The sequence below is a fragment of the Stutzerimonas stutzeri genome, from assembly GCF_019090095.1.
Classification (GTDB): domain Bacteria; phylum Pseudomonadota; class Gammaproteobacteria; order Pseudomonadales; family Pseudomonadaceae; genus Stutzerimonas; species Stutzerimonas stutzeri_AN.
In genome coordinates this window covers 1803634-1829580 of record NZ_JAGQFP010000002.1, presented here as the reverse complement: position 1 = coordinate 1829580, position 25947 = coordinate 1803634, and the positions used below count along the sequence as shown (strand labels likewise).

Here is a 25947-nt window from a genome sequence, read left to right as displayed (position 1 = left end):
GCGACAGCCTGTCATGGGCAAGATTCCGTCACCTTGCATCGACGCGTCCCTTATCGCCAAGCGCCTGCGCGCCTGCTTTTTTCGAGGTGTTACATGGCGATCACCCCTTTCGGCGAAACCCAGGACTTCCATGATTTCGCCACCGCTTACAACCGTCTGTTCCCGGACGACGTGCTCACGATCGACGAAGCGTTGTCCGCCGATCAGGATCTCACCGCGCTCGTCGACACGCTGGCCACGCAAGGTCGGCACCCCATGCTCATCGGCAAACAGGTGGGCGGGCTCGGCGTGCCGGTGGTCACCAATGTGTTCGCTTCGCGGACACGCATTGCCAGGCTGTTCGGCGTAGAACCCGCGCAGTTGCACGCGACCTTTCAAGCCCGCGCCAGCAGCCCCATCGCGCCTCGCTATATCGAGCAGGGCCCGGTCCTGGACCAAGTGTTCGAGGGTGAAGCGGTCGACCTGGCGCTGCTGCCCATGCTCAAGCACTTCGACAGCGACCGCGGCCCCTACATCACCAACGCGATCATCATCGCCGAGGACCCCGTCACCGGCGTGTGCAACATGAGCTATCACCGCTCGATGCGCCACGCTCGCCAGGCGCTGGCTACCAGCCTGCACTCGCGCGGACATCTCTGGCGCATGCTGCAAGCCGCCCGCGAGCGTGGCGACGAGCTGCACGTGGCCATGGTGGTGGGTGCGCACCCGCTTTTCATGCTGGCTGCCGCTGCACGCGTGCCCTTCGGCAGTGATGAACGCGCCATTGCCGGCGGCCTGTTCGGCGCTCCGCTGGAACTGGTCCGGACCCCACGCTACGGCATCGGCGTGCCGGCCTACGCCGAGTTCGTCCTGGAAGGCGCCATCGATCCGGCCGCCTATGCCGAAGAAGGCCCTTTCGGTGAGTTCAGCGGCTATTCATCGGACCGTTCCACCAACAACGTGCTGCGAATCGACACGCTCATGCGCCGCCGCGATGCCTGGCTGGTAGACGTGATGGGTGGGCGCTACGCAGAGCACCTGACGCTGGCGCGCCTGCCACGCGAAGCGGAAATGAGCGCGCAGCTCAAGGCACGCTTCCCGGCGGTCACGGCCGTGCACTACCCCAATTCCGGCACCCACTTTCATTGCTACGTCGCACTCGAGCAGAACCGAGACGGCGAAGCGCGTCAGATCATGCTGGCGTTGCTGGGCTGGGATCCGTATCTGAAAACGGTGATCGCGGTGGACAGCGATATCGACATCACCGACGACAGCCAGGTGCTCTGGGCGCTGGCCACGCATTTTCAGCCGCATCAGGACCTGTTCATCGTCGATGGCTTGCCGGGGAGTCCTCTCGACCCGTCGTCCTCGGTCGACGGCACGACCTCGCGCATGGGCCTGGATGCCACACGCGGCTCAGGCTTCGACGGAATTCGTGCGCGCCTCGATGAGCGCGTGGTCGCACGTGCGCAGAAGCTGCTCGACGGCTATCCGCCGAGGAGCTTGGCATGACTGCGCATCGGCGTTTGGTCGTCGGCATCAGCGGTGCGTCCGGCTTCATCTACGGCTTGCGTCTGCTGGAAGTGCTGGCGGAGCTGAACGTTGAAACCCACCTGGTCGTCAGCCGCGCGGCCTTGCTGACGATGGCGCACGAGACCGACTACAAGCTGGCGGACGTGATCACCCGTGCGAGTCACTACCATCGCTCCGATGACCTGGCAGCGGGTATTTCCAGCGGATCCTTCCGCTCGCTGGGAATGATCGTCGCGCCCTGCTCGATGAGGACGCTGGCGGAGATCGCGACCGGCACCTCTACGAGCCTGATCTCGCGCGCGGCCGACGTCACGCTCAAGGAGCGCCGCCCCTTGGTGCTGATGGCCCGCGAAACACCGCTGACCCTGGCCCATCTGCGCAACATGACGGCCGTCACCGAGATGGGCGGCATCATCGCTCCGCCCGTGCCGGCGTTCTATGCGCGGCCGGAAAACCTTACCCAGATGATCGACCACACCCTAGGTCGGGTACTCGACCTGTTCGGCCTCGATGCCGGCACCGCACTGCGTTGGGGCGAATCCGCCCCGACGGCCAGCGCGATCGCCGACCCGCTTCCCACCGCCAAGGAGATCGTATGAACACGCCATTCAACGCCCCCAGCCGCAACGACAAGATCCCGGTCACCATACTCACCGGCTTCCTGGGTGCCGGCAAAACCACGCTGCTCAACTACATCCTGCGCGAGAACCACGGACGCAAGATCGCCGTGATCGAAAACGAATTCGGTGAAGTGGGCATCGACGGTGATCTGGTGCTGTCCTCCGAAACCGAGGAAATCTACGAGATGGTCAACGGTTGTGTGTGCTGCACGGCCGAGGTCCGCGAAGACCTGGTGCGCATCGTGCGCGAGCTGGTCGCGCGGCCGGAGCGGCTCGATCACATCCTCATCGAAACCAGCGGCATGGCCGACCCCTACCCCGTTGCGCAGAGCTTCTTCATCAGCGACCCGATCGCAAAAGAGGTGGAGCTCGATGCCATTGTCACGATGGTCGACGCGAAACACGTCGGTCAGCACCTGAAGGATCTGCAGCTGGACGGTATGGATAACCAGGCAGTGGATCAGATCGTCTGCGCCGACCGCATCGTGGTCAACAAGGTCGATCTCGTTCATCCCCATGAGGTCGACGATCTGATCCTCACGATTCGGGGCCTCAACGCCACGGCTGACCTGGAGACGTCCAGCTACGGACAGATCGACCTGTCGAAGATCTTCGGCATCGGTGCGTTCGAGTCCACGCGAAAGCTGATGGAAATCGGTGCCGACAAGCATCACGCCGAGCAGCCGCACCAGCACCAGCACCATGCTGACCACGACCACGACGACGCGTACACGCACGAGCACGATCCCAGCGTGACCTCGGTGGGCTTCGCGGTGGACGCCGATATCGACCTGCCCGCCTTTCATGCCTGGATCAGCGAACTACGCACCCAGCAGGCCGAAACGCTGTTTCGCATGAAGGGCGTGCTGGCCGTCAAGAGCCAGGACCAACGTTACGTACTTCAGGGCGTGCACAGCCTGATCGAGTTTCGCGCTGCGCAGCCGTGGGGCAACGAACCCCGCTCAAGCAAGATCGTTTTTATCGGACGCAATCTTGACCGAGCCGCTTTGAACGAGGGTTTCCAGGCCTGCCTAGCCAGTTGAAATGGGTTGAGAGCCTTCAACAGAAAAGCCGGTGTTGCGCTCCCGGTTGGATAGTCCGCCGCCTGGTGGGTTGGGGTGGTTCGTCAGCGTCTGCAGGCAGAGGCTGGCGAGCTGCTCGGGAATGCATGGAAACAGTTGTCAGCGGCTCTTAGCAGACTGAATGGGTATCCCTCTTTACCGCACAAAAACAAGATACAGAGGAGCAACACCATGACTTCCGCCACGCATCCGGTAGATAACATCCTGCCATTACGGCAAATGCTCACCCTCGGCCTGCAACACATGGCCGTCTGCTACATCGGCGCCATCGCGGTGCCGCTGATTATCGCCTCGGCGCTGCACATGTCCCAGGCCGATACGGTGGTGCTGATCAGTACCACGCTGTTCTGTTCCGGCATCGCCACCCTGTTGCAGACCGTTGGCTTCTGGAAGTTCGGCGTACGCTTGCCGATCCTGCAGGGGGTTGCCTTCAGCAGCGTCGGACCGGTGATCGCCATCGCCAGCAACCCGGAAGTCGGCTTTGCCGGGGTCTGCGGCGCGGTGATCGGGGCGGGTTTGTTCACCATCCTCGCCGCGCCTTTCGTCGGCAAACTGCGGCGCTTTTTCCCGCCGGTGGTAACCGGCTGCATCGTCACGGTGATCGGCTTGCAGCTGTTTCCGGTGGCCTATGAGTGGATCGGCGGGGGGCGTCATGTGAGCAACTTCGGCGCGCCGTCGTTCCTCGCGGTCGCCACCGCGGTGGTGGTGACCATTCTGCTGGTCAATCGCTTCGGCGGTCCGATGCTGCGCAACCTCGCGGTGCTGATCGGCATGCTGGTGGGTGCGCTGCTGGGGGGAACGCTGGGCATGGGCGACCTTTCCAGTGTGCAGGAGGCCCCTTGGATCACGGTGCCGTATCCCTTCTACTTTGGCGTGCCGACCTTCGCCCTCATTCCCATTGCCACCATGGTGGTGGTAATGACCGTGCAGATGGTCGAGTCCATGGGCCTGTTCCTGGCCATCGGCGACATCGTCGACAAGCCCATCGAAGAGAAGCAGGTGATCAATGGCCTGCGCGCCAACGGCCTGGCCAGCACCATCGCCGGTTGTTTCGCCGCCTTTCCCTTTATCGCCTTCATGGAAAACGTCGGCCTGGTGATTCTCACCGGGGTGCGCAGCCGCTGGGTGGTAGCCGTTAGCGGACTGCTGATGTGCCTGCTGGCGCTGACGCCCAAGCTGGGCGCGATCATCGCCTCGACGCCGCGCGCCGCCCTCGGCGGGGCCGCTATCGCGATGTTCGGGGTGGTGGCCGCTGCCGGAATCCAGACCCTGGCCAAGGTCGACTACGAGCGCAACCGCTACAACGTGCTGATCGTCGGTTTCACCATCCCCGCGGCGCTGGTGCCCGTGCTGACGCCGGCGCTGTTCGAGCAGCTGCCGGAGTGGAGCCAGCCGTTTCTACACAGCAGCGTGGTTATCGCCTGCCTGCTTGCGGTCACCCTCAATGCGCTGCTCAACGGCGTCAGCCGGCCCGCCAAGGTAGCGCTGGAAAACGCCTCGCACAGTCTCTGAGCCCACTCTCGACATCTATGGACCTGTTCATGAACGCACAACAAAACATTCTCGTGAAAAACCCACTGGCGGTAATGACCGGCCTGCGTGGCGCGCGAGCCCGCGCCGAGCGGGTGGATATCCGCATCAGTGATGGCCGCATCGCCGCAATGGCCGCCGACCTGGTGGCCCAGCCTGGCGAACGGGTGATCGATGCCAGCAATTGCGTGGTCTATCCGGGCTGGGTCAATACCCACCACCACCTGTTCCAGAACCTGCTCAAAGCGGTCCCCGATGGCATCAACCATAACCTCGAGGGCTGGCTCGCCAGCGTTCCCTATCCGCGGTTGGCACGCTTCACCCCGCAGTTGGTACGCGTCGCAGCCCGGCTGGGCATGGCCGAGCTGCTGCTCTCCGGCGCCACTACCTGTGCCGATCACCATTTCCTGTATCACCTGGGGGGCACCACGGAAACCGGCGATGCGCTGTTCGAGATCGCCGACGAATTCGGCATGCGCTTCGCCCTTTGCCGGGGCGGCGCGCTGGAGTCGGCTCATGCGCATCCCGGCTTTTCCAAGACTGCGCTCAAACCCGAGACGCTGGACGTCATGGTGGCCGACATCGAGCGGCTCAAATCGCGCTACCACCAAGCTACGCCCGATGCGATGCGCCGCGTCGTCGTGGCCCCCACCACCCCCACCTTCTCCCTGCCACCGGGCTTGCTGCGCGAGCTGGCACAAACGGCTCGCGGCCTGGGCCTGCACATGCACACGCATCTGTCGGAAACGCAGAACTACGTGAATTTCTGCCGCGAGAAATACAACTGCCTGCCGGTGGAATTCGTCGCCGAACACGAGTGGCTCGGGCCGGATGTCTGGTTCGCCCACGCGGTGCATATGGAGCCATCGGAAATCCGCATGCTGGCGCAGACCGGTACGGGCATTTCCCATTGCCCGGTGAGCAACAGCCGGTTGGGTAGCGGCATCGCGGATGTGCCACGGATGGACGCCGCTGGAGTCCCCATTTCGCTGGGGGTCGACGGCGTGGCGTCGAACGAATCGGGCAGCATGACCGGCGAGGCGCATACCGTCTGGTTGATTCACCGGGCGGCCCAGGGTGCGTCGGCGACCGTGGCCGAGGATGTCATCCACTGGGGCACCGCGGGAGGCGCCAGGGTGCTGGGGCTGGACGCCGTCGGAACCCTTGAAGTCGGCCAAGCGGCAGATCTGGTGATGTATAGCCTCGATCATCCGCGCTTCTTCGGATTCCACGACCCGGCCCTGGCGCCCGTGGTTGCCGGAGAGCCGATCACCGTGCGCTACAGCATCGTCGGTGGCCGCCTGGTCGTCGACGACGGTGTGATTCCTGGGCTGGATCTGGAGCAGCTGCGCGCCGAGGCACACGAAGGCGTGCAGCTGTTGCTTTCGGCGTTGGATGACGCCTGAGCAAACGCCGCCAAGCGACCACCTGCAATCCCGGTTCGACCAGATCCATCGATCTGGCGAACCGGTACCCGATCAAGCAGCGCCGTGCACCGCTCGCCACCGAGCGCGTACACGGCACGGCAGGAGCAACACCTCATGAAAACGACACTTGCGGCTACGTTGATGGCCGGGATCACGCTCGCCGGCGAGACGCTGGCTGACAACGCCTTGCTGTGGCAGGACAACAGCATCTCCTACCTTTATGGGAAGAACTTCTCGGTCGATGCGGGAGACATACAACAGACCCTGACCTTCGAGCACGCCAGCGGCTGGGCATGGGGAGACGTTTTTCTGTTCGTCGATAACAAGTGGTACAACGGCCTGAACGGAGACGCCGGGCATACCTATTACGGCGAGTTCGCCCCACGCCTTTCACTGGGCAAGGTTTCCGGGCGCGACCTTTCCCTCGGCCCGATCAAGGACGTGCTCATCGCTGCGCAATACGAGCGCGGCGAAAGCAGCGACGCCGGCCAGGCCAACCAAGCCTATCTGCTCGGCCCCGGCTTCGATCTGGCGATACCGGGCTTCGATCGCGTGGCGCTGAATATCTACTACCGCAAACCCGACGGTATCAGGGGCAAAGCCTCCGGACAGTGGCAGGTGACCCCGGTCTGGGCGATGACGTTTCCTGTCGGCACGTCCGAAATACTGTTCGACGGTTACTTCGACTGGGCCGTCAATGACGTCGGCAAGAAGGGCACCCCCAACTATGTGTCCAGGAACTTCCAATTCAACCCGCAGTTGAAATATGACGTCGGTCGAGCCATGCACCTTGCGCCTCGAACCTTTTATGTCGGTATTGAATACCTGTACTGGTCCAACAAATACGGCATCAGAGACAGTTCGGCATTCAACACCGATAACAACACCACCAGCTTGTTGTTCAAAGCGCACTTTTGAGCCCGACACTCCAAAGGCGCCCTTAAACGAGGGCGCCATTCCCCCGGCGATTGTGATAGCGCCGGCGACGCGCTTTCCCATCGGCAAATCGCAGCGCATCGACAGGGATGAAGATCGCTCAGAAGCTGCGCCGCGGTAAAAACCAGCCACGCTCACTGGACGCCTGGCGCGACGGACTTATCGATGCTCATGGACATCGATTCGAACCGCACGCCCTGGTCCATTCCAAAACGGCATGCCCTGCATCGCACAGTTCTATTAGTTCTCAGCGAAATCGCTTGGATAGCATCGGGATACGTTGTCCTGCCGATGAGAACAATAAATTGAACCTTGGAAAAATCATCAGTCGTAGCGCCCTCTATTGGCCCGACCATGAAGCATTGGTCGACGCCCGTCAGCGCATTACCTTCGCTCAGCTCGAGCGACGCACGAACCGCCTGGCCTCCGGCCTACAGACCCTGGGTCTGGACGAGGGCGCGCACGTGGCGATCCTGGCGCTCAACCGCGTCGAGCTGGTGGAGGCGGAAATCGCTTTCTACAAGTCGGCGATGGTCAAGGTGCCCATCAATGCCCGCTTGTCATTGGACGAGATCATCCAGGTACTGGACGATTCGCACAGCCAGGCGGTGATCGCGGATGGGCGGTTCGCCGCCGCCTTGAAACGGCGTCGCGCCGAGCTGCCTCGCCTGCGCTGGATCGTGTCGCTCGATGACGATAACGGCGACACCAGTTATGAATCCGTGCTGGAGCGCGGCAGCGAAGCCGCGGCGTCCAGCGACCCGGCGGACGATGCGCTGGCGGTGTTGCATTACACCTCCGGCAGCTCGGGCGTGCTCAAGGCTGCGATGCTGTCGTTCGGCAATCGCAAAGCGCTGATCCGCAAGAGCATCGCCAGCCCCACCCGCCGCGCGGCGCCCGGCGATGTCATGGCCCACGTCGGTCCGATTACCCATGCCAGCGGCATGCAGATCATGCCCCTCCTGGCATTAGGTGCCTGCAACCTACTGCTGGAGCGCTACGACGATCAGTTGCTGCTGGAGACCATCGAGCGGGAGCGGGTGACTCGCCTGTTCCTGGTACCGGCGATGATCAACCGCTTGGTGAACGTCCCCAACGTCGAACGCTTCGACCTCTCCAGCCTGCGTCTGGTGATGTACGGCGCCGCCCCCATGGCTCCGGCACTGGTCAAGAGGGCTATCGCCCTGTTCGGGCCGATACTCGCGCAGGGCTATGGCGCCGGCGAAACCTGCTCGCTGGTGACGGTGCTCACCGAGCAGGATCATCTGATCGAGAACGACGACCAGCGCCGCCTCGCGTCCTGCGGGCGCTGCTACTTCGAAACCGACCTGCGCGTGGTCAATGAGCAGTTCGAAGACGTCAAGCCAGGGGAAATCGGCGAGATCGTGGTCAAGGGCCCGGACATCATGCAGGGCTACTGGCAGGCCCCGGAGTTGACCGCTGAGGTGATGCGCGACGGTTACTACCTCACCGGTGATCTGGCCACGGTTGACGATCGCGGTTACGTGTTCATCGTCGACCGCAAGAAGGAAATGATCATTTCCGGCGGCTTCAACATCTACCCCACCGAAGTCGAGCAGGTGCTCTACGCCCTGCCGCAGGTCTTCGAGGCCGCGGTGGTCGGCGTACCCGACGAGCAATGGGGCGAGGCGGTGCGAGCGGTAGTCGTACTCAAGCCGGGCGAGACACTCAGCGCCGAAGCCATCATCGATCACTGTGGCCGCACCCTGGCGGGCTTCAAGAAGCCCCGCGCGGTGGATTTCGTCACCGAGTTGCCCAAGAACCCCAACGGAAAGGTCGTGCGCCGCCTGATTCGTGAAGCGTACTGGCATAACAGCGAAAGACGGATCTGAGGAAACGCCCATGATCAAGCCAAGCGAAAAAGCCGCTCGCCTCATCGACGGCATCAACAGGTTTGCGCGTGACGAACTGGCGCCCCTGGCGCAGCGCGAACATATCGTCTGGGGCGAGCCGGTGCCCAGACCTCTGCTGAACGACATCTGGCGTCGCTCCTGCGAACTCGGTTTCTATAACGCCATGCTGCCCGAGGCGCTAGGCGGCGCCGGGCTGAACGTGGCCGACCTCTGTGCAGTGAAGGAGGCAGCGGTACTGACCGGCTCTCCCCTCGCGCCACACATACTGGGCGAGCTGTCCGGCCCGCCACGCGTCGGCCACCTGTTCAAAGTCGCCAGCGAGCACCAGATAGAAGCCTTCCTGGGCCCGATCTGCCGGGCCGACAAGGCCATCTGTTTCGCGCTCACCGAGGCCGAGGCCGGATCCGATGCCACCGCCATTGGCACGGTGGCACGCCGCGACGGTGACCACTACGTTCTGCATGGCGCCAAGCGCTACATATCCGGTGCGCCCTATGCGGATCTCGCCGTGCTGCTCGCCGTCACGGGCCCAGGCCGCGGCCCCCAGGGCATCTCAGCCTTCTTTGTCGACCTGCACGCAGACGGCGTCAGCATCGACAGCGATTACTCGGTGATGTCCGGCGGCGGCGCCCACGGCAACATTCTCCTCGAGGACGTCCGCGTCCCGGTCGAGAACCGCATCGGCGACGAAGGGGCCGGCTTCAAATTGGCCATGGGCAGGATTACCCTCAACCGTCTGCTGCATTGCCCAACCATGCTCGGCATGGCCGGTCTGGCCCTCAACCTTTCGCTGGAGCACGCCCGCACGCGCAAGCAGTTCGGTCAGCCTATCGCCATGTTCCAGGCGATCAACCACATGCTCGCCGACATGGCCACCGAGTTGTACGCGGCGCGCAGCATGATGTACGCCACGGCGGCGAACAACGACGCCGGCGGGGATATCAAGCTGCAGGCGCCGATGTGCAAGTTGTTCGCCTCCGAAACCGCTTTCCGCATCGCCGACAAGGCGGTGCAGATTCACGGCGGCGCCGGCTTGATCAAGGGGCACCCCGTCGAGTGGTTTTTCCGCGCGACGCGCATGATGCGTGTGCTTACCGGCACCAGCGAGATCCAGCGCAATACCATCGCCAAGGGCATCCTGATGCCCAATTAAGGGCGGCGCCTTACCCCGTCCGCCTGTGAAGCCGGGCGGGGCACTCAAGAACAACAAGAGAGCAATCCCATGAGCCGAGAAGAAACGGGCTTCAATCCGCGCAAAGCCTGGACAATCGCCTGCCTGCTGGCCTTTATGATGCTGGTCAACTTTCTCGACAAGGTCGTGATTGGCCTGGTCGGCGTGCCGATGACCAAGGAACTTGGCCTGACGCCAACCGAGTTCGGCCTGATCGGTGGCGCCCTGCACTGGCTTTTCGCTGTTTCCGCGGTGGTCGGTGGTTTTCTCGCCAATCGCAGGCCCACCCGCACGCTGCTGCTCGGCATGGGCTTGTTCTGGGCACTGATCCAGCTCCCCATGTTGTTCGTCAGCTCGCTATGGATGATCGTGGCCTGCCGGGTCCTGCTCGGCATCGGTGAAGGGCCTGCCTCGCCAGTGGCCACCCACGCGTTGTACAAATGGTTTCCCGATGATCGTCGCAGCCTGCCGGTTGCCATGCTCCATTCCGGCAGCGCCATGGGCCTGCTGGTAGCCGGGGCGATGATTCCCTGGATCAGTCTTAATTACGGGTGGCGCATCAACTTCGCGGTGCTCGCCGCGATCGGCCTGATCTGGTGCGCGTTGTGGCTGGCACTGGGACGCGAAGGGACGCTGGACAGTCTACGTGCCGGTCAAGTGGCGCAGGACAACCACGCCGTGCCCTATCGCCGGTTGCTGAGCGACAGCAGTGTGCTCGGTAACTACGCCTGTCACTTTGCGGCTAACTGGTCGCTGGCGCTGACCCTGACCTGGGTGCCGAGCTACCTGGAAATCGGCCTCGGCGTCGACCCGCTGAAGACCGGCCACATGTTCGTGCTGTTCGTCGTCATCACGACGCCGCTGAGTCTGTTCATGGCCTGGCTGTCGCAGCGCCTGATGCGCCGCGGGGTGCCTTCACGTCTGGCGCGAGGAGCCTTCGTGTCGGTGTGCCTCATGACAGGAGGGCTGTTCTCCGCCTCGCTGATGCTGACCGAACTGTCGGTGAGCATCCGTATCATCGCCCTCACCCTCAGCGGCGGCCTGGCGCTGGTGATGTACTCGGTAGGCCCGGCCATGCTCGCCGAGTTCACCCCCAGCGGTCAGCGAGGCGGCATTCTCGCCATCGGTAATGCGGTGGCTTCGCTGGCCGGTCTGTCAGCGCCCGTGATCACCGGCCTGCTGGTGCAAGGCGCCGGTGCGGGGCATCCGGGAGGCTACGCCCAGGGTTTCCTCGTCTGTGGCCTGGTCATGATCGCAGCGGGCCTGATCGGTCTTGTCAGCATGAATCCGCAGCGTTCGCGGCAGCGTTTAGCTCAGGAAGAAACGCCTGCCGTCCTCTCAAGGGCCTGAGACCCGTCATCGATGTCACGCTCGATCAGGCTGCCACGCCATCGGCCGGTGCGCACCGCCTCCAGCAGGATGGCGCGCACCAGGTCTCGCATACAGGAGGCCGCGAACGACAGCGGCTTGTGCACCGAGTAGGCGATGGACACGGTACGGGTAATGCGCGGTTCGACGATCAGCCGCGCGGCGGTCGCCTCGTAGAGTTCTTCCAGGGGTGGCCAGTTGCAGATGGTCGCCGCCAGCCCGGAGCGCACCAGGCTGGCGATTCCCGGTGCCGATTGCTGTTCATAGACGACATTGAGCACCACGCCCGCTTCCATCGCCGCCTGCTCGATGCGTCGGCGCAGGTGCAACGCCCGCGGCGCCATGACCAGACGAGTTGCACCCGCCTCGGCCAGGGTGATAGGCGAGGTGTCGCGATCGGCGGCCGAGTTCCCCACCCAATAAAGGTCTTCAGTGAAAATCGGCTCGGCGGTCACGTGCTCCAGTTCCTCGGCGTTGGGCACCACACCGAAATCGACCTTGCCCAACTCGATGGCCTGACCACCCTCGCGCGTCAGGCCGTCGCAGACCGTCAGGCTGATGCTGGGGAATTTTTCCGTCGCCCGCGCGATGATCGCCGGCAACAGCAATGCGGAGGCGGTGGCCGGAATCGAGATGGACACGTGGCCCTTGGGATCGCCCCGGGTGGAGGTCAGTTCGTCCTTTACCGAATCGAGCTTCTGCACCACCGAACGCGCGACCTCGTACAGCTGCCGGCCCGCATCGGTCAACGCCACACCATCGTGCTGACGCTCCAGCAACTGGATGCGCAATTCGCTTTCCAGCAGGCTGATCTGCCGACTCAACGCCGGCTGCGCAATGTAGGCCCGCCGGGCGGCAGCGGAAAAGCTCCCGGCCTCGGCGATGGCAATCAGGTAACGGAGCTGCTTGAGGGTCATGCGGTTCTCTCTAGGATCGTGCCGGCGCGTTGTCGCCCCCCAGAAGCGGTTATCTGCGGGGGGCTGCGCGCCGCCCTAGTATCGCTGAATCACCGACACCACGGGAGCCTTGGCAGCCCGGATGACAGAGGATGGCGTTCACCCGCCGGCCATTGCGGCAGGCTGGACGCCAGGTGCGCTATCGGACGCATCCGGACGGCGTTGCCGGTGGCCTCCGGAATGCATGCAGCGCAGGCCACGGTGGCCGATGCGGACGCGGACAAAAACGCCCCGCCCGGCCAGCGCCGCGCGGGGCGTTCGTTCGCGACTCAGGGCGTGACCAGGTTGAACTGCGGGTTCGCCTCGTCCAGGCCGCCGAGCAGCTTGAGCAGTTGCATACGCCCGCGGTCGATGTCGATTCCACCGCTCGTGGCTTCCTTCAGGAAACTGGTTTCCTTGAGGGCGATGCGGTCGAGCAATGCCTTGCTCATGCTCACGTCGATGTCGGCTTCGGCGTGGCGCGAACCCTTGCGCTGGGTCAGCACTCCGTTACGCAGGGTCAGCGCGTATTGCTCGTCGAGGTCGGTAAAACGCCAATTGATCAACAGGTCCCGCTCGGCCTCCTTCATGGCGTCGATACGAACGGCCAGGTAGTCGAAGAACATGCTGGGCGTCAGCGCCCGTACCATGTCTGGCGAGCCATTGCGCGCACGGGCCTCGGCTACACCTGCGCGCAGCTCATGAGCACCGCTGAGGTAGACGTTGCGCCAGGTCGCGTTCTCACTCTGGTAGCCGAGCTGCTCCAGGGTATCGGCCTGCAGGTTGCGCGCCGCCGCGTTGTCAGGTTCGGCGAAGACCAGATGGTTGAGCAGTTGCGCCGCCCAGCGGTAGTCACCTTCAGCAAAGGCCTGGCGGGCACCGTTCAGCACCGCGTCGGCGCCGCCCATGGCGGCGACGTAGCGGCTACCCGCCTCCACCGGCGGCAACGGGTCGAGATTGGCCGGATTGCCGTCGTAGAACCCCATGTACCGCTGGTAGACAGCCCGCACGTTGTGGCTGAGCGACCCGTAGTAGTCACGGCTGTACCACTTGCTGGCCAGCCGCGGCGGCAACGACTGCAGCTTGGCCGCGATCTCGGTGGAGGTCAGTCCCTGGTTGATCAGGCGCAACGTCTGACTGTCGAGGAAGGCGTACATGTCTCGCTGGTCGGCCAGATAGTCACGAATCTCACCGCCACCCCAGGTTGGCCAATGATGTTGAGCGAACAACACTTCGGCCTTGTCGCCGTAGCGCACCAGCGACTCGTCCAGGTACTGGGCCCATACCTTGGCGTCACGCACCAGGGCGCCGCGCAGCGTCAGCACGTTGTGCTGGGTGTGGGTAGCATTCTCGGCCATGCACAAGGTCTTGAACTGCGGAAAGTACATGTTCATTTCCGCCGGTGCCTCGCTGCCCGGCGTGAGCTGAAATTCGATCTCCACGCCATCGACCTTGTGCGTCTCCAGCGGCTCGACAATCAGGTCGGTCGGTGCGATCAATGTCACCGTTGCATTGATCGGCGTGCCCTTGCCGAGGCCGGCATCCACCTGCCCTCGCTCGCCGCGCGGCAGCAGCGCGCCGTACATGTACTGTGCGCGGCGCATCATCGCCGGTCCGGCCAGTACGTTCTCGCTGACGGCGTGTTCGTAGAAACCTTGCGGCGCGATCACCATGACGTTGCCGGCCTTCACATCGGCTTCGTCGATGACGCCACGCACGCCGCCGAAATGGTCGACATGAGAATGGCTGTAGATCACCGCGACCACCGGGCGGCGCGGGCGATGCTTGTAATACAGCTCGAGGCCGGCGCGCGCTGTCTCGGTGCTGATCAACGGATCGATGATGATCACACCGCTGTCGCCTTCGATGATGGTCATGTTCGACAGGTCCATACCGCGGATCTGATAGACGCGCTCGCGTACTTCGAACAAGCCGGCGATGTTGTTGAGCTGGGCGATCCGCCAGAGGCTCGGGTTGACGCTCGACGGCGCATCCTTGCCATCGAGGAAGTTGTAAGCCACGCGGTTCCAGACTGGCTTGCCATCGGCGCGCTTGATCACACCGTCGAATGGTTCGATAAGCCCCCTGCGGGCACTCTCGAAATCGGCCTGGTCAGCGAAGGGCAGTTGCTCGAGCCACGCCTGATTGCGCTGCGTGGTGATCTCGGTGGCGGGTTTGGCAGCGATCGGCTGCTGCTCGGCGTGGGCCCCCAAGGCGATAACCGCCAGGGCCAAGGCGCTGAGGCGAAAAATGGGCATGATCTTGTCCGTCGATGAATGAATGCAACGTCGGCGCCGGTCAGGGCGCCGTCTTCGCGAGCGCTGGCCAACCAACCGGCTGACCAGACTGTGCAAGCCGCTATTTGCCCAGGCGCTTCAACTGCGCTGGCGTGAACTCCGATTTCGACAGGGTCTCGCCGTAGCGCGCCTTGCTGGGCGCCTCGTTGGTCAGATAGTTGACCGCGTAGCGGCCGGAGATCAGATCGTAGGTCGCCTCGGCCACGGTGATCGGCAGCTGGACGTCATGCAGCATGGCGATATGCGATTCATAGTTGCGCCACAACTCACCACGGCTGTCATAGATGTCCGACGCCACGATCTGCCAGGTGTCTTCATCGAGATAGAAGCGGCGTTTGGCGTATACGTGCCGAACCCCCTCTTTGAGATTCGCCTCGACGACCCACACGCGGTGTTTCTCATAACGGGTATAGGCAGGGTTGAGGTAGTTCGGCGTCAACAGGTCGCTGTACTTGATCTGCTTGCTGGCCACCCGGTAGGCGTTGTAGGGAATCAGCATTTCCTTCTTGCCCTGCAGCGTCCAGTCGTAGCGATCAGGGGCGCCGTTGTAACCGTCGACGCTGTCGGCGATCACCTGACCAAAGCTGTACCGCGCACTGCTGTCATAGGCGACCGTCGGCGCCCTGCGCACACGTCGCTGCCCGGGGTTGTATTGCCAGGCCGAGCGCGAGCCTTCGACCAGATTGAGCGGCTCGTGCACCAGCGTGACCTCACCGGCATAGCGTGATGGCGCGGTGGTGCGTACACGGTTGAGCAACAACAGGTTTTCGTTTGGGCCGAGATCGCTGATGTTTTCGCGAAAGACGGTCAGGCCGTCCGAACTGACCAGCGTGTAGTCACCTTTCTCCTGAACGGTAGCCGATGCGAACTGCCGCCGAATCGACCCTCCGCGATAGCGCGTCAGGTGGTTCCACATGACTTCCAGGCCCGCGGTCGGCTGTGGAAACGGAACGCCGAACTCATAGCCTTTCAGACCGTTACCGTTGTCGCTCAGCGACACCTGGCCAAGGTTCTCCCGGCTCTTGTCGAGGTAGGCCTGGGGTAGCGTGGCGCTGCGGTGGGTCGGATAGACCGGCATGCGGTAGTCCGCATAGCGGGCGAACATTTCTTGCTGACCGGGGCTCAGTTGGTCCTTGTACTGGCCCACGTTGTCGTGGGTAATCACGAAGAGCGGCTGCTCGTTGGCGAACGGATCGCTGTAATCGCCGTTGGCGCCGATGGCCGCGGCACCCGGCTTCATACCGCCATCCCAGGCCGGGATGCTGCCATCGGCATTGCCGGCGCGCTCGGCTCCCACCGGCGTGAGCACGTTATCCAGATGCGCCGGATCGTTTTCCTTGGCCTGTACCAGGGTGCAGGCGGCCAGCAGACTGAGGGAAAAAGAGAGGGTCTTGAAGGCAGTCATGGTCAGAAGCTCGCTTTGACAGTGACCGAGGCATAGTCGCGGTCATCGATGAGGGAAAACTCGTTCGTGCCGAAGAAGCTGTTGTAAGCCAGCTCGAGCGAGTACTCGTTGCGATAGTCGAAGTTCAAGGCAAGGCCCAGGGCCTGCTGTCCTTCCTGGAAGTTGGGGCCGTAACCCTCGACGTCGTGGCGCCAGTTGATCGAAGGGGTCACCACCGTGGCCGGCAGCCAATCCTCGTAGCTCAACCCCATGCGCACGCGATAGCCCCAGGAGAACGCGGTCATCACCCCGTGGGTGTTGCAGTTGGTGGCAGCGGCGAGTTCAGCGTCGGTCAGTCCGGCGGGGTTCTGAGCCGAGGGTGTCGAGCAAGGGCTACCGTCGGACGTCGGGGTACGACCGAAGGAGCCGGGACGTCCGAGCCGCTGGTCCTGCGGATCGAGCCCGCCTATCCAGTTGCCCCCCAGCTCCGCAGCCCAAGCGAGGCGTTGCGCCCCGAGCACATTGGACAGGCTGTCGGCGGCCCCCAGGCTGAACTGCCACACCTCCTTGCGCGTGTAGCCGTCCACCCGGCTGCCACGGGCCGCGGCCAGCTCAGCGGGGGTCATCGGCATGATCCAGCTATTGCGCTGGCCGGCAAGCAGGTTGATCAGGTCCGCGGAGTTGTAGCTCAGCGGCATGTTGGGGCGATAGGTCAGCTCGCCGAACACCGCCGTGCTGCCCACCACGGTGCTGATGCTGGCACCGAACAGGCGGATGTCTTCCGGGTAGACGGTGGAGTAATCACCCGTGTTGAGGTTGGCTCCCGGATTGCCGCCGGCGCCGGGCGCCTGACGTGCAATCACCCCGGACAGCAGCGGTGTACGGCTGTGGTAGTTGAGGTAATACAGGCCGAGGTCAGCATCGTTGAGCGGCTCGACCAGGTAGTGCATGGCCAGGCCGTACTGACCGGTGTCGCGCGCCCAGTCGGTGGATGTACGACGCAGGTAGCGCTCGGCAGCCGGTGCCATCCCGGGCGGCGCGTCGACGGCGTTTTCGATGCTGGAAATATCGGTGGTCGCAATGCCGCCGGCGATGAGCTTGTTGTACTGACAGCCTTCCTGCAGAGCATCATTGGTACTGAAGAAGGTGCCACAGCCCTCCAGCACCGACGGGCGGAAGTTGTACTGCCAGAAGCCCTCGACGCTGAGGCGGTCAGCCAGGTCGTAGTTGAACGACACCATCTCCACCGGCAGCAGGCCTTCCTTGAGCTCGGTGCCGGGGCGGTTGAACGCCGAGACATCCAGCGGGTTGATGGCGTTGACGCCGTTCTGCATGAACAGCGCTTCGCCCCAGCTGAGTACCTGCTTGCCGACCTTCACGCTGAGCGGGCGATCGGCCAGTTCGAAGTCCTTCCACAGGTAGGCATCGAGCACCTCGAAACCCTTGAAACGGGCCAGGCGCTGCCAGCCGGCATCGTCGAAGCGCCGGAAGTCGCCGTTGCCGGTCGCCATGGCATGGTCATACCAGTATTTGAAGCGGATAAACGCGCCTTGGGACCCGCCGTTCAGGTCGAACTCGGTCAGGCCCTTGAACAGCGTCGAAATGGTGTCGCCCTTGTCGAAGTTGAGCTTGCCGTCGTCGCCGTTGTAATTGATGCCCCTGCCCTCCTTGCCGATGCTGGCGGCATCCGCCTTGTTCAGCAGCCCTTTGTCGGCGTTCTGCAGGGACCAACTGGTGCCCAGCGACAGGGTGCTGTGGGTAGTCAGGCTCCAGTCGTCATCGAGCTGCCAGGTGGCGGCCTGCAGCAGCGATGACTGGCAGGCCAGCGCGATTCCCGACGCCAGCGCGGCAGGGGCGAAACGATGTCGGTGACGCGTGATGAAGTAGCTCATACAACCCTCTCGTTGTTTTTGTCGGGTCCGTTACGCGGGCAACAGCCCGCTGAAGCGCAGTGGCCTGCGCGGTTCGTTTGCGGGTGGGTGCGAGGTGTGGCTCAGTGCGGCAAGTCGTCCAGTACCGCGCTGACCATGTTGTTGAAGGTGGCGGGCGAGTCGATCGCCCGGGACGCCACCTTGGCCGGTCCGTCCGCGCTGGTCGCGCGGCGCGCCAGGTCGGGCGTCGCCGACAGCTTGACGATGACCAGCTCACGCGTCGGGTTGATGTAGATTTTCTGGCCGAAACGGCCGCTGGCCTCCAGCGACCCGTCACCGTCATTCTTCTGCAGCCAGTAATTACGGTAGGCGTAGCCGGGCCGTCCCGGCCCCAGATTGCCTTTGGCGAACAGCGCCGCATCGCCGCTGTTCAGCAGACTGCGGGCGGCCTGGTTGAAGCTGTCATCGGCCCTGTCACGAGTAAGCTCACGGCGCACCAACTCGGCAAAGCGCGCGGTATCGCGCAGATTGCAGCTGATACCACCGCTGGCCATCTCGGTGCCCAGTGCGTCGACCTGGACATAGGCGTCCTCTTGCGCAAAGCGTGACCAGATTCGCTCGGACACCAGTTCGGCCCAACTCTGTGCGGAGATGCGGCGCAACGCCCAAGCCACCGCTTCGGGCGAGCCGTTCTGGTAGAAGAACACCGGCGACGAGGCGGTTTGTTCGTCCGCTTTGGCGACTTGCAGAAACGAATAGATATCGCCGGGCATGTCCGGTTTTCGCGGAATCAGCCCCGTCGCGGCGAACAGCCCCAGATCTGGCGGCACGTGCTCCGGATAGGCCACCGCCACCTGCATGTCCAGATTCTGTTGCACGGTGCTCTCACCGAACGCTGTGCCACCCAGCTCGGGCACGTATTGCACAAGCTTGGCGTTCGGGTCCAGTTTGCCTTCGGCGATGAACTGCGCGGCAAGCAATCCGGTCACCGACTTGGTCATGGATGCCCAGACGTGCGGCTGCCGCGCGTCGAACCCCTCGAAGTACCGCTCAAACACGATTTCGCCTTTGTGCAATACGATCAGGCCGTCGGTGGCGGTCTCGCCTAGATAGCCATCGAGCGATATCCGCTGCTGCCCCGCCGCGAAGGTCAGCGAACCGAAGCCTTTGTGCGCCCCTTCGGTAATCGTCAGCGGACGTTCGGAGCGAGCGATAGTGCGAGTCGGTGACACTTCGCGGGCGTGGCGCATGGACCAGCGCAGAAAGGGTAGCGTAAAGGCATTTCCCTGGTTCACGCGCATCTCAACGGCCGGCGGAAAACCTTCCATGACACCCGCGCTGGTCGGGCTCGCGGCCAGCGCAGGCTGCAGCACGCCCATGAAAGAAATTGCCGCGCCCAGTCCCAGGCTCCGCAAGCCGAATGGAGGCATGGTGAGGGATAAGGCTACGCTTGGTTTCATTATTCTTGTTCCTTTGGCGAAGTTTCCCGAAGGGCTTTCGAATGATGCTATCCAAGCGTTTTCCCCTATAACTAATAGAACTGTGCGATGCGGGATATGCCGTTTTGGAATGGCCGCCTAATGCGGGGGAGACAGCAGGCGTCGGTCTGATTGCAGAACGGTGGATCTGTGCAAGACGGCCGCGGGATTGGCATGGACCGCTCGGGTGGTGCGGTGGTGCGCAGGACTAGGCAAGAACCGCACGGTCCGAAGGAAAATAATTGAGGTGACACAGCAGGACAGGTAAGAGCAAGAAGAGGCGATTACGCTGTCAGGAGCTCGGGGCGCAGCGTCATATGGAACGGCAGGCGGTGAGCTGGTCGATCACCAACGACAACGGACACCGGGCAATACCAAAAGCATGGCCGCAATCGTATCCCGTATGAGCGGTTCAGGCCGGAGCGAGGTGGCGTCGAGCGGGCTGTATCTGCCGATACATTTACCCCAAATTAAACCCCCGGAAACAAAGAAGCCCCGCTGCAGGCTTAGTGCGGCGGGGCTTCCAGTGTTTCGAATAGTGGCGGAGAGATAGGGATTTGAACCCTAGGTACCCGCGAGGGTACAACGGATTTCGAATCCGTCCCGTTCGGCCACTCCGGCATCTCTCCAGCGGCGCGCATCATAGCAGTTCGCGAGCGATTGTCGAACCCCACAGGGCGCTTTTTTCTCGTTATTCAGCATGTTGCGTTGACCATACGCCAATATTGGCGGCGTGCTTGCTCAAGCCGTCAGGCGCGTCAAGGCCTCGCGATACTTGTCGGCGGTTTTCTGCGCGACGTCGGCGGGCACCGGCGGCGCGGGCGGCTCCTTGTTCCAGCCGGTGGATTCCAGCCAGTCGCGGACGAACTGCTTGTCGAAGCTCGGCGGATTGCGGCCTTCCTGGTAGCTGTCCGCAGGCCAGAAACGGCTGGAGTCGGGCGTCAGCACTTCGTCCATGAGGGTCAGGCGCCCCTCTTCATCGAGCCCGAACTCGAATTTGGTGTCGGCGATGATGATGCCCCGGGTCGCCGCGTATTCAACCGCGGCTGTATACAGCGCGATCGATGTATCGCGCACCTGAGCGGCCAACTCCTTGCCGATGATCGCCTCGCATTGCTCGAAGGAGATGTTCTCGTCGTGGTCGCCAACGGCAGCCTTGGTCGACGGGGTAAAGATGGGTTGCGGCAGCTTGGCCGCCTCTTTCAAGCCCGCCGGCAGCGCAATTCCGCAGACGGTTCCGGTCTTCTGATATTCCTTCCAGCCGGAACCAACGATGTAGCCACGGACGATGGCTTCAACCGCCACCGGCTTGAGGCGCTTGGCCACCACCGCACGGCCCTCTACCAGCGGCAGTTCATCGGCCGGGACCACGTCCTCGACCTTGTCGCCGGTGAAGTGGTTGGGCACCAGATGGGCGAGCTTGTCGAACCAGAAGTTGGAAATGGCCGTGAGGATCTTGCCCTTTTCCGGAATCGGCTCGGCAAGGATGACATCGAATGCCGAGAGGCGGTCCGTGGCGACCATGAGCATGCGCTTGTCGTCGATCTCGTACAGATCACGAACCTTGCCGGAGTAGATCTTCTTGAGGCTGAGGGCATTGGGAGTGGTCATGGCGCTTCTCGCGGTTTTGCCGAGCCATCGCCGCGTGCGCAGGTGGCGATCGGATCTGTCATCAAACGAAACAGGCGAAACCTGTCGGTTTCGCCTGGATGGGTTGGAGCGGATCGATGCGAAGGATCAGTCCAGATTCTCTTTGAGCATGCCAAGCACGCGTCGGGCTACGTCTGCGGGCGCGACGGTATCGAGGTTCTTGTCGAGCGCCACCTGCACGTTGCCACCGATGTCGGTGAGTCGTACTTGATAACGCTCGGCACGCGCCTCGATTTCCTCGCGGTCCGGGGTCGTGCCGAACAATCGGGCGAAGAAACCTGGCTTTTCATCCGGCTTCGCCGCCCCTTCCGACAGGTTGATGTAATAAACACCCAGGCTGCGATCGAGGTCTTCGACGAGGATGTCGCTGGCGGCCAGGGCGCGGCCAACGCTCGACCAGGCGCGGTTGAAATCGGTATCGAGCTGCAACACGGGCGAGCCGCTGCCGGCTTCGCTAAGGGTTACACGGCTCGGCGCATCGAAGTCACGCTCGGCCAGCAGCGAAGTTGACGTGCCTTGAGCCGCACGGCTGTTCAGACCCGCCTGCAATTCGTCGAGCAATACGCGATCGAGCTCGGCGTTGACCGGCTCGTCAGGCCAGGCAACATCGGCACTGCTACCGGCAGGACGCTGGACGCTCAGGACGTAGATTTCGCTGGTGTCGCGCTGCACGCCGGGTTCGATGCGAACACGGACGCGGGTTTCGCCGGTGCCCAGGCCGAGATTGCGCACCAGTGCCGGAGCCAACTGGTCGCGGGTCTGCCAGGCGGTCACGAACTCGCCTGTTTGCGGGTGCTCGTCGGCGATCTGGAAGCCATTGTCGGTGAAGAACTGCCGAGCGGCGGTCCAGACCTGAGACGGAGCGCGCATGGCGACGAGCCAACGCGCGTCTTCCGAAGTCTGCAGGCTGTAATCGCTGGCTTCTTCGGCGATGAGCAGGCGTTGCGGGCGCGGCACTTCGTATTCGCCGGTCGCACGGGTGTCAGCTACCTGCTGAGGAATGGGCAGCAGGGGCTCGATCGGTCGCAGGCTGACATCGGCCGGCGCTTGCATCGGCGGTACCTGGCGGGCCTGAAGATAGTCGCTACCACGGTCGCGGAAATATCCGTCTTCACCCCAGATCCAGCCACAGCCGCTGGTTCCAGAGATGATCAGGGCTAGGGTCGAAAGGCCGGCCAGTCGCTTCATGCATGTTCCTTCATTATCAATTCAGTAAAGCGGAGCTCGCTCAGGCGAGCACACCGGACTGGCGCATTGCCTCGCGGAGCGGCTCCTGGCAGCGCTGGCTCAGCCAGGTCAGGGGCAGGCGGATGCCGTCTTGCATCAGCCCCATCTCGTGCAGCGCCCACTTCACTGGAATCGGATTGGCCTCTAGGAACAGGGTCTGATGCAGCGGCATCAGCAGGGCATTGATGGCCCGCGCTTTTTCCGCATCACCGGCAATGGCCGCGGCGCAGAGCTCACTCATCGCTCGCGGCGCGACGTTGGCGGTGACCGAGATGTTGCCTTTGCCGCCCATCAGCATCAGTTCAACGGCGGTGGCATCGTCGCCCGAATAGACGAGGAAATCCTTGCTGACACGATCGAGTACTTCCCGGCCGCGCTTGAGATCGCCGGTCGCTTCCTTGACGCCGATGATGTTCGGCACCGTGGACAACCGCTCGATGGTCTCAGGCAGCATGTCGCAGGCGGTGCGACCCGGTACGTTGTAGAGGATCTGCGGAATCGCTACCGCCTCGGCGATGTGGCGGAAGTGCAGGTACAAGCCTTCCTGAGTCGGCTTGTTGTAATAAGGCGTGACCAGCAGGCAGGCATCGGCACCGGCCGACTTGGCGTTTTCGGTCAGCTCGACCGCTTCGCGCGTCGAGTTGGCACCGGTACCAGCGATCACCGGTATACGACCGTTGACCTGGTCCACCACCCGGCGGATCACTTCGATGTGTTCGGGTACCTCGAGGGTAGCCGATTCACCCGTGGTGCCGACTGCAACGATTGCATTGGTACCTTCCTGGAGATGGAAGTCCACGAGTTTGCTCAGGCTATCCCAGTCAAGACCGCCCTGTGCGTCCATGGGAGTGACCAACGCCACCATACTGCCCGCAATCATGCAACCACTCCTGCCGGAAAAAGAGAGGCGTAATGGTACAAGGCTCCCGTGCGCTTTGCGAGTGGGCTGGATACAACCTGCCGTCGGAACGATCGGGCGGCGACGCGCGCTTCGCACGGGCTTACCCCGTCACGCATTCCATCGGGCGATGCTTTTCGCTACCCTTAGCCGTTTTCGGCTTGGCTGGCCGACCCGATTCATCACCGCCAGGAACCTGCATGTCCACCCCCCCAGTACCCCGAGAACAGTTTCTCGTCATCAGCGCCATGGGCCGTAACCCGATGGCGCTCACCAACGTGCTTTGCCGAGCCAGCAACGAGAATCGCTGCGCCGTCGTCAGTACCCGCCTGACGCGACATGGCGAGTTCTGCGCGCTGGTCCTGGAGATCACCGGAACCTGGGACGCCCTCGCTCGCATGGAGACAGCGCTTCCCGGCCTGGCCAAGAAGCACGAGTTCACCACCAACGTGGTGCGCAGCGAAGCACTGGAAACGCGTCCGCAGGCGCTACCCTACGTGGCCTATGTCAGCTCGGTGTATCGTCCGGACATTCTCAACGAGCTGTGCCAGTTCTTCCTTGATCATCGCGTGGAGCTCGAGAGCCTGACCTGCGACACCTACCAGGCGCCCCAGACCGGGGGCACGATGCTCAACGCGACGCTGACCGTCACGCTGCCGGCCGGCACGCAGATCAGCTGGCTGCGCGACCAGTTCCTGGATTTTGCCGACGCCCTGAATCTGGACGCGCTCATAGAGCCCTGGCGCCCGCAAAATCCCTAATGGAGCAAGACCCGATGCCCGTGCAAATCGATCAACCCGTTCCGCCATTCCAGGCGCCGGCCACCAACGATACCCAGGTCAGCCTCGACGCGCTGAAGGGCAAGCAGGTCGTGCTGTATTTCTACCCGAAAGACAACACGCCGGGCTGCACCACCGAGGGCCAGGGTTTTCGCGATCTGCACGACGCCTTCAGCGAGGCCAACACCCTGATCTTCGGCGTGTCCCGCGACAGCCTGAAAACCCATGAGAACTTCAAAGCCAAACAAGCGTTTCCCTTCGAGCTTATCTGCGACAAAGACGAACAGCTCTGCCAGCTGTTCGACGTGATCAAGCTGAAGAAGCTTTATGGCAAGGAATACCTGGGCGTGGACCGCAGCACCTTCCTCATCGACCGCGACGGCGTGCTCCGTCAGCAATGGCGAGGCGTGAAGGTCCCCGGGCATGTCGAAGCGGTTTTGCAGGCCGCCCAGGCACTGCATCGCCAATAGACGAAAGGCCAGCGAATGCTGGCCTTTCTCGTTCTACACGTGTTCCACGACCGGAACCGTGGGTGCCTTGCGCGGCCAGGCATAGAGCACCGCCTTGAACAAGGTGGCCAGGGGGATCGCAAAGAACACGCCCCAGAAGCCCCAGAGCCCACCGAACAGCAGAACCGAGCAGATGATGGCCACCGGATGCAGATTGACCGCTTCGGAGAACAGCAAGGGCACCAGGACGTTACCGTCCAATGCCTGGACGATCGCGTACGCCACCATCAGGTAAATGAACTGATCGCCCAAGCCCCACTGGAACAATCCGATCAGGGCGATGGGAATGGTGACCACCGTAGCGCCGATGTAAGGCACCACCACAGAGACACCCACCAGCAGTGCCAACAACGCGGCGTAGTTCAGCTCCAGCGCCGCGAACACCGCATAGGACACCACGCCACAGATCAGGATTTCGATCGCCTTGCCTCGAATGTAGTTGGCGATTTGAATGTTCATTTCCTGCGAAACCTGGGTAATCAAGGCTCGCTCTCGGGGCAGATAGCCGCTCAGCCAGTCACTGATCTGCTGGCGATCCTTGAGGAAGAAGAACACCAGAATCGGCACCAGGATCAGGTAGATCATCAGACTCAGCAGCAGTGGTAGGCTGGACAAGGACGACGTCAGCACCACCTGCCCATAGCGCCCCACCTCCCCGCGCATGAAGTCGATGCCGCGCAGCACCTGCTCTTCGGTCAGCAACTGCGGGTAGCGCTCGGGCAAGAGCAGCAGCAGCGACTGCCATTCGACCAGCATTCGGGGCAACTCGTTGAAAAGGGTCAGCACCTGCTGCCACAGCAGCGGCACGAGAAACAGGATGCATACCGACAGTGCGCCGACGAACATCAGAAATACCAGCCAGACCGCCACCAGGTGAGGAATGCGGATGCGCTCGAGCGCACCGACCAGCCCTTGCATCAGGAACGCCAGCACCAGGCCGGCCAGCACCGGGGCAAGCATGTCCCCGAAGGTCAACACCACGGCGAATGCGGCGACCAGCAAGACAGCCAGAACCACCGCTTCTTCATCAGAGAAGTAACGATGAATCCAACCGCGCAAAACGTTGAGCATGTGCGCTTCCTTAGCGGGCCTCAGCCCTTTTGCAACCAATATCGAAAAACGCCTTCATCCGCCTCCTCACGCACCAGCGTGTGACCGGCCAACTTGGCAAAGCTGCGGAAATCGCGCTGCGACCCCGGATCGGTCGCCGTGACCATCAGCACCTGCCCACTGGCGAGCCGATTCAGCTCGAGCTTGGCCTTCAGCAGGGGCATCGGACAGGCCAGCCCGACGGCATCGAGCTCGGCATCGCAGACGGTGTCGGGCACAGGCTGTTGAGTCATGAGTCATCTCCCAGAAAGAAGCGCAGGATACCGACCTGCGCCCACCACTGGCCAGC

Annotated in this window: 21 protein-coding genes and 2 tRNA genes; 12 read left to right on the top strand and 11 right to left on the bottom strand. The window is 62.9% G+C overall.

All coding sequences use genetic code 11. From position 1 onward, the window contains the following. The first annotated feature begins 93 nt into the window (after window positions 1-93). The 9 genes from KVO92_RS18200 to KVO92_RS18160 all read left to right on the top strand — a co-directional run bounded on the left by KVO92_RS18200 (window position 94) and on the right by KVO92_RS18160 (window position 11502). Window positions 94-1491 carry a UbiD family decarboxylase gene (locus KVO92_RS18200; protein WP_217476928.1) on the top strand — a complete coding sequence of 466 codons (1398 nt, stop codon included), beginning with the start codon at window positions 94-96 and terminating at the stop codon, window positions 1489-1491. Beyond that, entirely contained in the window at window positions 1488-2111 is a 624-nt protein-coding gene (locus tag KVO92_RS18195; protein ID WP_217476927.1) for a UbiX family flavin prenyltransferase, read from the top strand. Before KVO92_RS18200 ends, KVO92_RS18195 begins: the two co-directional genes overlap by 4 nt. Beyond that, window positions 2108-3175 (top strand): CobW family GTP-binding protein, encoded by a 1068-nt coding sequence (locus KVO92_RS18190; protein ID WP_217476926.1) that lies wholly within the window; start codon window positions 2108-2110, stop codon window positions 3173-3175. Before KVO92_RS18195 ends, KVO92_RS18190 begins: the two co-directional genes overlap by 4 nt. Window positions 3176-3385: 210 nt before the next feature. After that, window positions 3386-4726, top strand: coding sequence for a nucleobase:cation symporter-2 family protein (locus KVO92_RS18185; protein WP_217476925.1), 1341 nt, complete (start codon window positions 3386-3388; stop codon window positions 4724-4726). Window positions 4727-4755: 29 nt separating this feature from the next. Next, window positions 4756-6150 (top strand): amidohydrolase family protein, encoded by a 1395-nt coding sequence (locus KVO92_RS18180; RefSeq protein WP_217476924.1) that lies wholly within the window; start codon window positions 4756-4758, stop codon window positions 6148-6150. 135 nt (window positions 6151-6285) lie between these two features. Beyond that, window positions 6286-7089, top strand: coding sequence for an outer membrane protein OmpK (locus tag KVO92_RS18175; protein ID WP_217476923.1), 804 nt, complete (start codon window positions 6286-6288; stop codon window positions 7087-7089). 323 nt (window positions 7090-7412) lie between these two features. Then, window positions 7413-8960 carry a class I adenylate-forming enzyme family protein gene (locus KVO92_RS18170; RefSeq protein WP_217476922.1) on the top strand — a complete coding sequence of 516 codons (1548 nt, stop codon included), beginning with the start codon at window positions 7413-7415 and terminating at the stop codon, window positions 8958-8960. A 10-nt stretch (window positions 8961-8970) separates the two neighbouring features. Continuing rightward, entirely contained in the window at window positions 8971-10134 is a 1164-nt protein-coding gene (locus tag KVO92_RS18165) for an acyl-CoA dehydrogenase family protein (RefSeq protein ID WP_217476921.1), read from the top strand. Between the two features lie 69 nt (window positions 10135-10203). Then, window positions 10204-11502 carry an MFS transporter gene (locus KVO92_RS18160; RefSeq protein ID WP_217476920.1) on the top strand — a complete coding sequence of 433 codons (1299 nt, stop codon included), beginning with the start codon at window positions 10204-10206 and terminating at the stop codon, window positions 11500-11502. Here the strand turns inward: KVO92_RS18160 and KVO92_RS18155 are convergent. From KVO92_RS18155 to KVO92_RS18135, 5 genes are all read right to left on the bottom strand, one after another. Beyond that, window positions 11466-12437 carry a LysR family transcriptional regulator gene (locus tag KVO92_RS18155; protein ID WP_217476919.1) on the bottom strand — a complete coding sequence of 324 codons (972 nt, stop codon included), beginning with the start codon at window positions 12435-12437 and terminating at the stop codon, window positions 11466-11468. The two genes, KVO92_RS18160 and KVO92_RS18155, sit on opposite strands and share 37 nt — an antisense overlap. A gap of 308 nt (window positions 12438-12745) precedes the next feature. Further along, on the bottom strand, window positions 12746-14713 hold the full coding sequence (locus tag KVO92_RS18150; protein WP_217476918.1) for an alkyl/aryl-sulfatase: 1968 nt from the start codon (window positions 14711-14713) through the stop codon (window positions 12746-12748). A 100-nt stretch (window positions 14714-14813) separates the two neighbouring features. Further along, the gene (locus KVO92_RS18145; protein ID WP_217476917.1) at window positions 14814-16157 is read right to left on the bottom strand and encodes a DUF1329 domain-containing protein; all 1344 of its coding nucleotides are present in this window, start codon (window positions 16155-16157) and stop codon (window positions 14814-14816) included. Between the two features lie 2 nt (window positions 16158-16159). Beyond that, complete coding sequence (locus KVO92_RS18140) at window positions 16160-18028, bottom strand: DUF1302 domain-containing protein (protein ID WP_217476916.1); 1869 nt, start codon at window positions 18026-18028, stop codon at window positions 16160-16162. A 101-nt stretch (window positions 18029-18129) separates the two neighbouring features. Then, a complete protein-coding gene (locus KVO92_RS18135) occupies window positions 18130-19467 on the bottom strand; it encodes a serine hydrolase domain-containing protein (protein ID WP_254621470.1) in 1338 nt (445 codons plus the stop codon). A gap of 530 nt (window positions 19468-19997) precedes the next feature. On the opposite strand from KVO92_RS18135, the gene KVO92_RS18130 reads away from it, so the two are divergent. Further along, window positions 19998-20099 (top strand) — tRNA-Gln (locus tag KVO92_RS18130). Here the strand turns inward: KVO92_RS18130 and KVO92_RS18125 are convergent. The 4 genes from KVO92_RS18125 to dapA form a co-directional block, all read right to left on the bottom strand. Further along, a tRNA-Ser gene (locus tag KVO92_RS18125) sits at window positions 20025-20114 on the bottom strand. The genes KVO92_RS18130 and KVO92_RS18125 overlap by 75 nt on opposite strands. A 112-nt stretch (window positions 20115-20226) precedes the next feature. Continuing rightward, window positions 20227-21096 (bottom strand): phosphoribosylaminoimidazolesuccinocarboxamide synthase, encoded by an 870-nt coding sequence (locus tag KVO92_RS18120; protein WP_217476915.1) that lies wholly within the window; start codon window positions 21094-21096, stop codon window positions 20227-20229. 126 nt (window positions 21097-21222) lie between these two features. Next, window positions 21223-22323, bottom strand: coding sequence for an outer membrane protein assembly factor BamC (gene bamC, locus KVO92_RS18115; RefSeq protein WP_217476914.1), 1101 nt, complete (start codon window positions 22321-22323; stop codon window positions 21223-21225). A 40-nt stretch (window positions 22324-22363) separates the two neighbouring features. Further along, window positions 22364-23242, bottom strand: coding sequence for a 4-hydroxy-tetrahydrodipicolinate synthase (gene dapA, locus KVO92_RS18110; protein WP_217476913.1), 879 nt, complete (start codon window positions 23240-23242; stop codon window positions 22364-22366). Between the two features lie 218 nt (window positions 23243-23460). Between dapA and KVO92_RS18105 the strand changes: the two genes are divergently transcribed. After that, window positions 23461-24021, top strand: a complete 561-nt coding sequence (locus tag KVO92_RS18105) for a glycine cleavage system protein R (RefSeq protein ID WP_217476912.1) — start codon at window positions 23461-23463, stop codon at window positions 24019-24021. Window positions 24022-24035: 14 nt separating this feature from the next. Beyond that, window positions 24036-24509, top strand: a complete 474-nt coding sequence (locus tag KVO92_RS18100) for a peroxiredoxin (RefSeq protein WP_217476911.1) — start codon at window positions 24036-24038, stop codon at window positions 24507-24509. 33 nt (window positions 24510-24542) lie between these two features. Here KVO92_RS18100 and KVO92_RS18095 read toward each other — a convergent pair whose 3' ends face one another. Both KVO92_RS18095 and KVO92_RS18090 read right to left on the bottom strand, forming a co-directional pair. Further along, a complete protein-coding gene (locus KVO92_RS18095; RefSeq protein WP_217476910.1) occupies window positions 24543-25619 on the bottom strand; it encodes an AI-2E family transporter in 1077 nt (358 codons plus the stop codon). Between the two features lie 20 nt (window positions 25620-25639). Beyond that, window positions 25640-25891, bottom strand: coding sequence for a sulfurtransferase TusA family protein (locus KVO92_RS18090; RefSeq protein ID WP_217476909.1), 252 nt, complete (start codon window positions 25889-25891; stop codon window positions 25640-25642). Window positions 25892-25947 lie beyond the last annotated feature (56 nt).